The following is a 12,479-nucleotide window of genomic DNA, read 5'->3' as shown; positions in this document are numbered from 1 at the left end:
CATACAGCGATGGCCTGCCGCGTCCAATATTTCGCGCAAAGGTGCAAAGTTGCAACATCTAAGCAACAAAAAAGCTTCCTCAAATCAACAACTTAAGAAGTTCGGTTCCAAATTCCCATTTCAGGCATATCCTTTGCTATGTACAGGTTTTGCTGCAAATAATCGCTGGCACGCAAGGGCTTGTTTTTGAGAAATATTGACTCCAAGCTTGAGTTGCTCGCAATCAATAATCCGCTCACAGCGGCGTTTCACCGGAGGAGTCATAATGAAAAAGAAACGGCCATTAACCCTGTACATCCTGATTGCCATGATCCTCGGCATTGCCGTCGGTTATGGATGCCATTCCGCTTTCCCCGATGCGGACATGAGCAAGCAAATCGCTGGCAATATTTCCATCGTCACCGACGTCTTCTTGCGCCTGATCAAGATGATCATTGCGCTGCTGGTGTTCTCCACCCTGACGGTCGGCATCGCCCACATGGGCGACGGCAAGACAGCCGGCCGCATCGGCCTGAAAGCCATGTGCTGGTTCGTCGTCGCCTCGCTGGTCTCGCTGGCGCTGGGCATGGTGCTGTCGAACCTGATGCAGCTCGGTACCAACCTGGGCTTGCCATTGCCGGACGTACACGCTTCAACGAATCTGAAAACGGCCGCCTTCACCTTGAAAGATTTCTTCACGCACCTGGTGCCGAAGTCGCCGATCGAGGCCATGGCCAACAATGAAATCCTGCAAGTGCTGGTGTTCTCGATCTTCTTCGGCGGCGCACTGGCCGGCCTGGGCGAATCGGGCAAGACCCTGACGGCCGTCGTCGACCAGCTGGCGCAAGTCATGCTGCGCATCACCGGCACCATCATGAACCTGGCCCCGCTGGCCGTGTTCGCTGCAATGGCTTCCGTCATCACCACGCATGGCCTGGGCGTGCTGGTCACGTTTGCCAAGTTCATGGGCGGCTTCTACCTGGGCCTGATGTGCCTGTGGGCCCTGCTGATCGGCGCCGGCTTCGTCGTCATCGGCCCGCGCATCTTCAAGCTCGTCGGCCTGATCCGCGAACCATTCCTGCTGGCATTCTCGACGGCCAGCTCGGAAGCGGCCTATCCAAAACTGCTGACGGCGCTCGACCAGTTCGGCGTGGACCGCAAGATTTCCAGCTTCGTGTTGCCGATGGGCTACTCCTTCAATCTGGACGGCTCGATGATGTACTGCACCTTCGCCGTGCTGTTCATCGCGCAAGCCTACGGTATCGACCTGTCGATCGGCACGCAGATCACCATGCTGCTGCTGCTGATGCTGACCTCGAAAGGCATGGCCGGCGTGCCGCGCGCCTCGCTGGTGGTGATTGCCGCGACCCTGAACCAGTTCAATATTCCGGAAGCGGGCCTGCTGCTGCTAATGGGCGTCGACCAGTTCCTCGACATGGGCCGTTCGGCCACCAACGCGGTCGGCAATGCCGTCGCCACGGCTGTCGTCGCCAAGTGGGAAGGTGGCCTGGCCACCGAGGAAGAAGCAGCCGCGGCCAACGCGGCCAACCAGAACACGGAAAGCCATTGGGGCGAAGCGGATCACGCTAGCAAAGCCTGATAGCGCCATGGCCCGCCACAAGCGGGCTATTTATTTGTTGTCCATGTTGAGTAACAAGCAGTCAGGTAGTGCGATCAGTAGTCATTCCAACTTATTAGAGAGATTTTCATGAAAAAAGTCCTGTTTACCCTGCTGACCCTCGGCGTAGCCTCCACCGGCGCCATGGCCCAATCGAGCGTGACCATCTACGGCGTGGCTGACGCCGGCCTGGTGTTCGACAAGGATGCGGCCGGAGACCGCCTGAACCGCGTCGCTTCCGGCGTCGCCTCGGGCTCGCGCATCGGCTTCAAAGGCAAGGAAGACCTGGGCGGCGGCCTGGCCGCTACCTTCGTGCTGGAAAGCGGTTTCAATATCGACACCGGCACCTCGGGTCAGGGCGGCCTGCTGTTCGGCCGTCAGGCATATGTCGGCCTGACCGGCAGCGCCGGCGCCGTCACTCTGGGCCGCCAGTACTCGCCGTACTACCTGGCCCTGCGCGACGTGGCCGATCCGTTTGTCATCGGCCTGGCCGGCACGGCGTCGAACCTGATGGTGACGAATATCCGCGTCGATAACATGGTGCAATACAGCACGCCGACCTGGAGCAAACTGTCGGCCGACCTGGCGTACGGCTTTGGCGAAGTGGCCGGCGACAACGCGAAAAACCGCAGCATGGGCGGCGCCGTGCATTACATCGATGGCCCGCTGAACGTGACCCTGACGCACCACCGCAAGGAAAATGCGCTGGCGACCCAGCAAACGCGCAACACCCTGCTGGCCACGCGCTACGACTTTGGCGTGCTGCAAGGCAACTTCGGCTACGCCGACAACCGCGCCCTCGACAACAGCAAGAGCAACGACATCCTCGTCGGCTTCAGCGCCCCGTTCGGCGCCACCAAGCTGGTCGCCTCGTACATCCGCCACAACGACAAGAGCAACCTGAACCGTGATGCCCAGCAGTGGGCCATCGGCGCGTTCTACGCCCTGTCCAAGCGCACCGACCTGTACACCGGCTATGGCCACATCAGCAACAAGAACGGCGCCACCTTCGTCGTCGGTAATGCCACCGACAATGGCACCGGCAACAGCGGTTTCAACCTCGGTATGCGTCATACCTTCTAATCGCGGCTCACGCTAGCGCAGGCCGCCGGATGCATGTCCGGCGGCTTTTTTTATGTTGAGACACATCAAGATGCGATACTGTGGGTTCTTGCAAGTTGGCAGCTGATTTTATGAATAGCAGTAACAAACCCACCCTTTCCTGGCGCCAGCGCCTGTCGCAACGGTCAGGCCGCGAAACGCTGGCCTGGGGTGTGGTGCTGGCCGCCTGCCTGGCCACCGTCTGGCTCGTGTATTTCTGGACGGAACGCATCGCCATCGGCAAGCTGCAGGCGAGCGGCGCGCAGCGCCTCGAGGTGTATGTGAGCAGCCTGGAAAACGCGCTGGAGAAATACGACTTCCTGCCCAAGACCCTGGAACTGAACCGCGACGTGATCCGCCTGCTGCAGCACCCGGAAGACCCGGTGCTGGTCGACACCGTCAACCATTACCTCGAGCAGATGAATGCCCAGGCGAAATCCTCGACCATTTTCATCAGCAACCTCGACGGCAACACGCGGGCCGCCAGCAACTGGCAGGGGCCGGACAGCTTTATTGGCGACAACATCTCATTCCGCCCCTACGCCCAGGATGCCTTGCGCGGCACGCCGGGCCGCTTCTATGGCGTGGGCACGACGCGGCTGGAGCCCGGTTACTTCTTTGCCCACGGCATCTACCAGAATGGCCACATGCTGGGCCTGGCGACGGTGAAGGTGAACCTGGAAACCCTGGAAAAACGCTGGGTACAGGGCGCCGACAAGGTCATGCTGGCCGATGAGCACGGCGTGATCTTCCTCAGTTCCATGGCGGACTGGAAATACAAGACCCTGGCGCCGCTGTCGCCCGCCATCGTCGAAGAACTCAACCGCACGCGCCAGTATTACTCGAAGCAGCTGGAAGCCATTCCCTTCGTTTCCGACCGCCAGCTGGGCAATGGCGCGCGCGTGATCAGCGTGCGCGAACAGGAACATGCCGACACGCCACCGAAGACCAGCTCGAGCGTCATGACGCAGATCAAGCTCAAGTCGCCGCAAGGCTGGACCTTCATTTACCTGTCCGACCTGGCGCAGGCGAAAGCCAGTGCGCGCGCGGCGGCCGCCTTCTCGTGCGTGCTGCTGGGCTTTTTCATGCTGCTATTCTTTTACCTGCGCCAGCGCCGCGCGGCCGTGGCGCAAAAACTGCGCGCCCGCGAAGACCTGCAGCATGCCTACGACAACCTGGAAGCCATGGTCGAGGAGCGCACCTCGGAACTCAACGCCATGACGCAAAGCCTGAGCCAGGAAATCGAGGTGCGCAGCAAGGCCGAACAGAAACTCCACATCACGCAGAATGAACTTTTCCAAGCAGGCAAGATGGCCGTGCTGGGACAGATGTCGGCCAGCATCACGCATGAACTGAACCAGCCGCTGACGGCGCTGCGCACCATGTCCGACAATGCCGTCATTCTGCTCGAGCGGGGGCGGCTCGACGATGCGCGGCGCAACCTGGCGAAGATCTCGCAAATTGCGGCCAGGATGGGGACCATTACGGGGCAATTGAAGATCTTTGCGCGCAAGTCGACGACCAGCCTGACCTCCGTCTCGATTCCCACGGCGATCAGCAACGCCCTGTTCCTGGTCGAACGCCGGCTGCAGGTGGAAAATGTGCGTTTTACGTTGCAACTGCCGCCCGAGGATATCTTCGCCATGTGCGAAAGCAACCGCCTGGAGCAGGTGCTGGTGAACCTGTACGCCAATGCGCTCGACGCCATGAACGGCAGCGACGTGCGCAGCCTGCGCGTGGCCGTCGAATGCACGCCCGAGCACGTGCTGATCCACGTGGCCGACACGGGGCCGGGCCTGTCGACGGAAGTGTATGAACACCTGTTCGAACCGTTCTTCACGACCAAACCGCAAGGCCTGGGACTGGGGCTGGGGCTGGCCATTTCCGAACAGATCACGCGCCAGTTCGGCGGCGTGCTGCGCGCCGAAAACGCCCCCGGCGGCGGCGCCATCTTCACCATCGAACTACAGATTGCAACGCAGGAGGAAAAACATGTTTGACGGCTTGAAGGTCTTGCTGGTCGAAGACGACCCCACCGTACGCGAAGGCAGCGAACAGGCACTGCAGCTGGCCGGCCTGGACGTGCTGGCCTTCCACTCGGCCGAACTGGCCTATAAACTGCTGACGCCCGATTTCCCCGGCATCGTCGTGAGCGACGTGCGCCTGCCCGGCATGAGCGGCCTGGAATTGCTGCAAGCGGTCAAGGCGCTCGACGCCAACCTGCCCGTGATCCTCGTCACGGGCCACGGCGACATCACCATGGCCGTGCACGCCATGCGCACGGGCGCCTACGATTTCATCGAAAAACCGTATTCGTCCGACCAGCTGGTCGACGTTATCCTGCGCGCGCTGGAAACCCGGCGCCTGACCCTGGAAGTGCACAGCCTGCGCCGCCAGCTCGAGGACGGCGGCGGCATCGAAGCGCGTTTATTGGGCAATTCCGTGGCGATGCGCGACATACGGCGTCTGATACTCGACGTAGCAGACGAACCGGCCGACGTGCTGATCTATGGCGATACGGGCACGGGCAAGGAAATGGTGGCCCGCTGTCTGCACGACTTCAGCCACCGCCGCAAGCACAACTTTGTCGCCGTCAACTGCGGCGCGATTCCCGAAAGCATATTCGAAAGCGAAGTCTTCGGCCACGAACCGGGCGCATTTACGGGCGCGGCCAAGCGGCAGGTGGGCAAGATCGAGCACGCGGACCAGGGCACGTTCTTCCTCGATGAAATCGAAAGCCTGCCCCTGTCCCTGCAAGTCAAATTGCTGCGCGTGCTGCAGGAACGCTATATCGAGCGCCTGGGTTCGAACGTGCCCACGCCCGTCGACGTGCGCGTCATCGCGGCGGCCAAGCTGGACCTGGAAGACTTGTCGCAGCAGCAGAAATTCCGCAGCGACCTGTATTACCGTTTGAATCTGATCGTGCTGCATCTGCCGCCGCTGCGCGAACGGCGCGAAGACATTCCCATCCTGTTCGAGCACTTCGTGCTGGCCGCCGCCGCCCGCTACAACCGCGCCGCGCCCGTCGTCTCCAGCGCCCAGATGCGCAACCTGATGGCCCATTCCTGGCCCGGCAATGTGCGCGAATTGCGCAATATCGCCGACCGCTTCGTGCTCGGCATCGCCGGCGGCGCCTCGAGCCTGCTGGCGAGCGCCCAGCCCAGCCCGTTGTCGCTGGCGGAGCAAGTCAACGGCTTCGAACGCGCCCTGATCGAGCAGGAACTGCGCGCATATGCGGGCAACGTCAGCGAAGTGAGCACGGTACTCGGATTGCCGAAACAGACCTTGTATCACAAGATGCAGAAGTACAACCTGGTGGCGGAAGAATTCCGCTAGGCGTATGGAGGGAGGCGAAGCGATTCAAAAAAGCAACAAAATATTGCCTAATGGTATATATTGTTTCTTTTTGATAATTTTTAAAACCAATGAAAAAACCTGCTTTCCTCTTTTCCCTGTTGCTCTGCAGCGCCAGTTTTGCCCAGGATACCGCCACCACCGAAGCAGCCGCAGCCGTCACCGAAGCGGCCAGCGTGCCAGCGGCGCCGGCAACATCGGCCATCAGCCGCCTGCGCCTGTTCGGCCAGAATGGCGCCACGGCCTTCCTGTACCGCGACAGCAGCTGCATCCGCGGCATGTTCAGCGATGGCGTGGAAAAGGCCAGTGGCGGCATGAGTTCCGCCTTCGGTTCCCTGATTGGCAGTGTCAGCAATACCAGCCTGGGCATCCCGGAGACGGAAACGTCGAAAAACCTGTCGCGCAAGGATGGGATTTTCTCGAAAGCCTATTTCCGCGAATACGAAGTTCCAGCCGACAAGCCAAGCAGCCTGCGTATCGGCTTCCAGGACGTTTCGCCATTTTATGTGGTCAACGGCATCAACTATGAAACCGTCTCGCCCAGCTGCAGTGGCGACATCACCTTCACGCCGCGCGCGGGCGAAGATTACGAAGCGGCGTTCTCGTGGGAAGGCAAGCGCTGCAGCATCAGCATCAACCGGGTGATCGCCAAGGACGGCAAGACGGAACTGGTGCCCGTGCCCATCACGCGCGCGCCAAGCTGCTAAGCAACATCAAGCGGCCCGACGAATCCCGTGCGCAAGGGCACGACCCAGTCGGGCCGCCCGTTGGCCAGCGCCAGCCGGGCCGCCTTGTCCCAGTCATACTTGACCGCATGCAACTGCGCCGTCCAGGCGCCATCGGCGCCCTGTTCCGCGATGGCATAGCGCGCGTGCGGCGTGCCGTTTTCCATCACGTGCGGATAGCCGTGGTCGTCGTCGTAGGCCTGCAAGCCGACGCTGCCCGGATTGACGATCAGCCGCCCATCGGCCAGGCGCACCTGGCGCGGCATGTGCGTGTGGCCGCACAGGATCAAGGCCGCGTCGGCCTCGCCGGCTCGTTCGGCCACCTCCTGCGGCGTGGCGGCGCGGCTGCCTTGCGGCGTGACGCTGTCGAGAAAATACACGAGGTCGCTTGCCGGCGTGCCATGCACGAGCAGCACGTCTTTGCGCAGGCGCAAGGTGGCGGGCAGCGCCGCGATCCAGTCCAGTTGCTCGGGTAATAGTTGCGCGCGCGCAAAAGCGTCGGACACGCCCATGCGGGCCGGGTCGCCGAACAATTGGCGCTCGTGGTTGCCGCGGATGGTGGGCAAGCCGAGCCCCATCAGGCGCGCCGCCGTGGCGCGCGGCTGCAGATGGCCCGAGACGATATCGCCCAGATTGACGGTCACGTCCACGTTACGCCGGGCGATATCGTCCAGCACGGCCTCCAGCGCATCGAGGTTGCCGTGGATATCGGAAATGGCGGCGATTCTCATGTTCCCTCCTGTGCGCACCATTCTGCGCGCGTCAGACGATACAGGCAATGGGTGCGCAATGCGTGTCCTGGCGGCAGGGCCGGATGCTCGAAGGTAGCAGCATCGCGACGCATGCCCAGGCGCGCCATCAGGTTGCTCGAGCGCACGTTGGGCAAGGCCGTGAACGAGACGATCTCCGGCAGTTGCAAACGCTCGAAACCGGCCTGCAGGGCGGCGTGCGCCGCTTCCTGCGCGTAACCTTGTCCCCAGTAATCGAACGCCAGACGCCAGCCGATTTCCACGCATGGCGAGCACGGCAATTGCGCGTCGGGGCTATGCAGCCCCGTCATGCCGATGAAGGCATTGTTTTCACGCAAGGTTACCGCCCATAAACCCCAGCCCCGCCCGGCGATCAATCCGCTGCAGCGCCGCGCCATGGCGTCGCTGGCGTCGCGCGACAGGGCGGCCGGGAAATATGCCATCACGCGGGGATCGGCATTCAGCGCCGCGAATGGCGGCAAGTCGCTGTCGCGCCATTGGCGCAGCAGCAAACGCGGTGTCGCCAGCTCGATGATTGCTTGCATCGTTTTCCTCTCCTCTAACCAGGACTTACATACGGTAGGACAAATCCGACGGTAATTTGCGCCGTGCGGCTACGTAATTCAAAAGTAACAATTGCTACCATTTCCTCATTGCACTGTTGCCCAAAACGTCGCGACAGTTTTCACTTTATTTTGAGGAGTTACCCCATGTCTGTCATGTCCGTGTCCACCCGCCTGTCCCCACCACGCCCGCACCACCTCGCCTTGCGCGGCGCCATGATGCTGGGCGTGCTGGGCATTGCCACGGCGGCCGCCACTGCACGGGCCGAGCCATCGCCCACGCTGGACCGTGTCAGCATCTCGGTGGGTGCGTTTTCCGCCGATCCGCGCATCAATATCGGCGCCGACACGCAATTTGGCCGCATCGACGCGCCCGAATCGAAGCAAAGCCATACGACCATCCCGCGCATCAAGGCGGACTTGCTGATCGGTGACCGCCATGGCCTGGCATTCGACTACTACCGCTACGACAAATCCTACACGCCAAGCCTGACGGGCGAGACCATCATCAATGGCCAGCCCGTCACGGGAACGGCCACGGCAAATGCCGATCTGAAGCTGGACTTGGCCAAGCTGGCCTATAAATGGTGGCTCGGCAGCGGCAACGACACTTTGGGCATCGGTCTGGGCGCCGCCTATTACCATGCCAACCTGAACGGCACGGCCACCGGCGTCGTCAATGGCGCAACAGCCACGGCGCGCGATTCCATCGGCGAGCACGCGTTTGCGCCGCTGCTGGAAGTGGGCTGGCGCCATGCCTTCACGCCGGATTTGCGCATGTATGCGGAAGCGTCGGGCATCAAGAAAAACGGCGGGCGCATCAACGGCCACATCTACGGCGGCAATATCGGCGTGGAGTGGTTCCCGTTCAAGAATATCGGTTTCGTGGCCGACTACGGCATCTCGAAAATCAAACTGCACCGCGACAGCGAACGCGATGCCGACCTGAACATCCGCCTGACGGGACCGTCAGCATATGTGAAAGTACGCTTCTAAACCGGCTCAGGCCGCCGGTTTCAGCAAAGTCAGCTGGAACTGCGGCAAGTCCGGGTCCTCGTACGCCTCGATCCTGGCAAACGGCAGGCGCGCAAATGCCTGCCGCCAGAACGCGCAGGCAGCGGCATCGGCGCGGAACATCGCCACCAGCCACGTCTGCTCGCTGCCCAGCAGCACGCGGCGTACCACTTCCAGCGCCACGCCCCGGCGCCGGTACTTCTTCAAAATAAAGAAGTCGCTGAACTCCTGCACCGGCAGCTTGCCCGCCACGCCAGGCTCCGTGATGAAAAAGCCCGCCAGCGCACCATCGACCTCGATCCAGACGGCAGTATGCGCGGGCGCATGCACATACTCGGCCAGCCCGGCATCGCACACATCGTAGCGACCGTCGGCCAGCACGTCTTCACCGCTCCAGGCGGTATTCTCATAGCAGTACAGCTGGAACAGTCGCGCCAGCGCCCCTTCTTCGCCGGGCGCAACGGCGCGTAATATCATGTTCTGTGCGACTGGCATGGTCCCGTCTTTCCGACGCCTGGCGTCGCTGAAAATAGCGAGTGTAGCACCACCCCCTGCTGCATTCCAGCGCTGCATTGCCACGCCAACAGGCCGCGCTATCGGTGACAGCGCGGCCTGTTTTTTTCTGCGCGGTCAATACCTCAACGGTACACGAGACCACCATCGATCAGCGGCGCCTGGCCCGTCATGTAATCGGCGTCAGGCCCTGCCAGGAAGGCAACGAGTCCCGCCACGTCATCGGGCGTCTCGGCGCGTCCCAGCGCGATGCCGTCCACAAATTTTTTATACGTCGCACCCAGCTCGGCGCCTGTCACTTCGGCCATGCGCTTGTCGATCTCGACCCACATGTCCGTGCCGACGACGCCAGGGCAATACGCGTTGACGGTGATGCCGTCGGCCGCCAGTTCCTTGGCCGCCGCCTGCGTCAGCGCGCGCACGGCAAACTTGGTGGCGCAATACACGCCCAGCAGAGCAAAGCCGTCATGCCCGGCGATGGAGCAGGCATTGATGATCTTGCCCTTCTGCTTGCGCTTCTTGAAGGTCTTGGCGGCCGCCTGGATACCCCAGAGCGTCCCTTGCACATTGATGCGCATGATGCGGTCGACCTCTTCCGGCGTGACGTCGAGCAGCGGCTGCACTTGCGCGATGCCGGCGTTGTTGACGATGATGTCGAAGCCGCCCAGTTCCTGCTCGGCAAACGCCACCGCCGCGGTCACCTGATCGAGCTGCGACACGTCGGCAATGAAGGTGACGGCGCGGCGCCCCAGCGCGCGCACTTCGGCGGCGGCCGTGTCCAGCTTTTCCTGGTTCAAATCCACCAACGCGATATCGGCGCCATCCTTGGCCAGGCGCAAGGCGATGGCCTTGCCGATACCTTGCGCGGCACCCGTGACCAGCGCGACTTTTCCGGAAATACCCATTCTGCGTTCCTTTCAATACAGGGAAGAAGAGCTGCAAAACCGGTCCGGCGCAGCGGCGCCCGCAGCCAGTTCCGCATCGAAGAGACGCTTCAGCCTACCCGAAAATCGTATTTCGCCGCATCTTGAAACGTGCGCGGCCAGAAAAAGTACATAGGTCAAGAAAGGTGAAAAAACCGTCCTCGAACTGGCCATACGCGCGCTGCCGTACAGGCGCATGGCAACCGCTGGCGTAAGATGGACGGCATCGCCACCGTCTGCTTATTCATCCACGTTCAAAGGAAATGCCATATGCTGCGTCGTCACCTGTCCCTTTGCCCCGGCCTGCTGCTGGCGGCCCTCGTGTTTGCCACGCCCGCCTGGAGCGCCGACCCTGTCCACAAGGAAACAGTGGAATTAACGGCAGGCAAAGCCGCGCACAGCGTGAAAGGCAAGATCAAGGGCTACGCCACGGCCGAATATACGTTGACAGGCAAGGCCGGCCAGACCCTCAGCGTCAAGCTGAAAACCAATCAAGCATCGAATTACTTCAACATCCGCCAGGCCGGCCAGGAGGAAGCCCTGTTCATCGGTTCAAACAGCGGCAACGCTTACCAGGCGAAACTGCCGGCCGATGGCGAGTACACGGTGCAGGTGTATTTGATGCGCAACGCGGCGCGCAGGAATGCGGTAGCCAGCTACAGTCTGGAGATGGGCTTGCGCGATTAGGCAAGGGAGTCCGCGCGGTCGATGCGGGCCGCATAACAGCCCCGCTTGGCATTGTGGACGTGGATATAACTGACGTCCGCATTGCCGAATAGTCGTGCAATGACGGCCTCGATGGCGGTGCCTTCCACCACATCGGCATCGAGCATCATGCCGTCGGCGCAATAGGCACGCAGCGACAACAAACGCCGCCGCATCGATTCCGGTACTTGATTGATGGCATCGTACACTTGCGTGGCGCCCTCGCGCACAAAAATGGCGTGGCAAGCCCGGTAAGGCGTCATGGCGGGCTGGCACACATGGTTCACCAACAGCACGGTCTCGCCCAGCGGGGCGTCCTCCAGCGTTATACGGTCAGGAAATCCGGGGTATTGGTCGACCACGTAGCGCCGCATGCCGAGCGCCGCCAGCTCGGCATCGGATAGGAAAAAAAAGGGTAGAAAAGGCTCGGGCGACAGCCCCGTAATGCGAAAATCCATGCTGTTCTCCGGCGTCGTCAAAAACACCATCAGACCAGCATCGGGACGGCGCCGCCATCCGCTTCTTGCGATCGAATGTCAGCATGCGCCCCCGCATCGCCGTCTACAGCCCGTGCCCATAAAAAAAGCCTGCTTCACGGATGAAGCAGGCTCTTTATCGACAGTGTCTGACGCCAGGCGTCAGAACGACGTGCCTAGAACGGAATGTCGTCATCCATATCCGAGAAGTTCGGCGCTGGCTTCGGTGCCGGGCGTGGCGCCGGTGCCGGAGCTGGACGCGGGGCAGGCGCCTGGCGCGGGGCCGGGGCGTCGTAACCGCCGCCACCGCCACCACCGTAGCTGTCATCGCCACCGCCGGCGTCGCCGCCCATGCCGGAACGGCCGCCCAGCATTTGCATCTGTTCCGCGATGATGTCGGTTGCGTACTTCTCGACGCCGTCCTTGTCCGTGTATTTACGGGTTTGCAGACGGCCTTCGACGTAGACGGACGAGCCTTTTTTCAGGTATTGGCCGACGATTTCCGCCAGGCGGCCGAAGAACGAGATACGGTGCCACTCTGTCAATTCTTTTTGTTCGCCCGTGTTGCGGTCCTTCGATTTGTACGAAGTGGCCACGGCGATGTTGGCGATCGCGTCGCCGCTAGGCATGTAGCGGATTTCCGGGTCACGGCCCAGATTGCCGACGATGATGACTTTGTTGACTGATGCCATGAATAACTCCTGATGAACTGCAGCGGGAGCCGGTGTCCCGCGCGTTAGTTTAGTGTACTAAACGAGG

General features: G+C 61.7%; 13 protein-coding genes. 7 read left to right on the top strand and 6 right to left on the bottom strand.

Annotation, left to right across the window (positions count from 1 at the left end):
- The first annotated feature begins 265 nt into the window (after positions 1-265).
- The 5 genes from CSQ95_RS24230 to CSQ95_RS24210 all read left to right on the top strand — a co-directional run bounded on the left by CSQ95_RS24230 (position 266) and on the right by CSQ95_RS24210 (position 6,759).
- Positions 266-1,579, top strand: a complete 1,314-nt coding sequence (locus CSQ95_RS24230; protein ID WP_070224793.1) for a dicarboxylate/amino acid:cation symporter — start codon at positions 266-268, stop codon at positions 1,577-1,579.
- 108 nt (positions 1,580-1,687) lie between these two features.
- Positions 1,688-2,680 (top strand): porin, encoded by a 993-nt coding sequence (locus CSQ95_RS24225; RefSeq protein ID WP_099411342.1) that lies wholly within the window; start codon positions 1,688-1,690, stop codon positions 2,678-2,680.
- A 110-nt stretch (positions 2,681-2,790) separates the two neighbouring features.
- Positions 2,791-4,698 carry an ATP-binding protein gene (locus tag CSQ95_RS24220; RefSeq protein ID WP_099411341.1) on the top strand — a complete coding sequence of 636 codons (1,908 nt, stop codon included), beginning with the start codon at positions 2,791-2,793 and terminating at the stop codon, positions 4,696-4,698.
- A complete protein-coding gene (locus CSQ95_RS24215; RefSeq protein WP_099411340.1) occupies positions 4,691-6,034 on the top strand; it encodes a sigma-54 dependent transcriptional regulator in 1,344 nt (447 codons plus the stop codon). Before CSQ95_RS24220 ends, CSQ95_RS24215 begins: the two co-directional genes overlap by 8 nt.
- A gap of 89 nt (positions 6,035-6,123) precedes the next feature.
- Positions 6,124-6,759 carry a hypothetical protein gene (locus tag CSQ95_RS24210; RefSeq protein ID WP_099411339.1) on the top strand — a complete coding sequence of 212 codons (636 nt, stop codon included), beginning with the start codon at positions 6,124-6,126 and terminating at the stop codon, positions 6,757-6,759.
- Here the strand turns inward: CSQ95_RS24210 and CSQ95_RS24205 are convergent.
- A complete protein-coding gene (locus CSQ95_RS24205; RefSeq protein ID WP_099411338.1) occupies positions 6,756-7,508 on the bottom strand; it encodes a metallophosphoesterase in 753 nt (250 codons plus the stop codon). The genes CSQ95_RS24210 and CSQ95_RS24205 overlap by 4 nt on opposite strands.
- Positions 7,505-8,071, bottom strand: coding sequence for a GNAT family N-acetyltransferase (locus CSQ95_RS24200; RefSeq protein ID WP_099411337.1), 567 nt, complete (start codon positions 8,069-8,071; stop codon positions 7,505-7,507). The genes CSQ95_RS24205 and CSQ95_RS24200 overlap by 4 nt, the downstream gene beginning before the upstream one ends.
- 165 nt (positions 8,072-8,236) lie before the next feature.
- On the opposite strand from CSQ95_RS24200, the gene CSQ95_RS24195 reads away from it, so the two are divergent.
- Complete coding sequence (locus tag CSQ95_RS24195; protein ID WP_099411336.1) at positions 8,237-9,085, top strand: hypothetical protein; 849 nt, start codon at positions 8,237-8,239, stop codon at positions 9,083-9,085.
- 6 nt (positions 9,086-9,091) lie between these two features.
- On the opposite strand, the gene CSQ95_RS24190 is transcribed toward CSQ95_RS24195, so the two are convergent.
- Both CSQ95_RS24190 and CSQ95_RS24185 read right to left on the bottom strand, forming a co-directional pair.
- Positions 9,092-9,598: a GNAT family N-acetyltransferase gene (locus CSQ95_RS24190; RefSeq protein ID WP_143450060.1), complete on the bottom strand. Its 507-nt coding sequence runs from the start codon at positions 9,596-9,598 to the stop codon at positions 9,092-9,094.
- A gap of 143 nt (positions 9,599-9,741) precedes the next feature.
- Positions 9,742-10,521, bottom strand: a complete 780-nt coding sequence (locus CSQ95_RS24185; protein WP_099411334.1) for an acetoin reductase — start codon at positions 10,519-10,521, stop codon at positions 9,742-9,744.
- 288 nt (positions 10,522-10,809) lie between these two features.
- Between CSQ95_RS24185 and CSQ95_RS24180 the strand changes: the two genes are divergently transcribed.
- Positions 10,810-11,226, top strand: coding sequence for a hypothetical protein (locus CSQ95_RS24180; protein WP_099411333.1), 417 nt, complete (start codon positions 10,810-10,812; stop codon positions 11,224-11,226).
- Here CSQ95_RS24180 and CSQ95_RS24175 read toward each other — a convergent pair.
- Positions 11,223-11,732 (bottom strand): DUF1203 domain-containing protein, encoded by a 510-nt coding sequence (locus CSQ95_RS24175; RefSeq protein WP_218963643.1) that lies wholly within the window; start codon positions 11,730-11,732, stop codon positions 11,223-11,225. The two genes, CSQ95_RS24180 and CSQ95_RS24175, sit on opposite strands and share 4 nt — an antisense overlap.
- Before the next feature lie 164 nt (positions 11,733-11,896).
- Positions 11,897-12,412, bottom strand: coding sequence for a single-stranded DNA-binding protein (gene ssb / locus CSQ95_RS24170; protein WP_034754418.1), 516 nt, complete (start codon positions 12,410-12,412; stop codon positions 11,897-11,899).
- Positions 12,413-12,479: the final 67 nt, after the last annotated feature.

This window comes from Janthinobacterium sp. BJB304 (assembly GCF_002735765.1).
GTDB lineage: Bacteria > Pseudomonadota > Gammaproteobacteria > Burkholderiales > Burkholderiaceae_D > Janthinobacterium.
This window is presented reverse-complemented; position numbering and strand designations above follow the sequence as displayed.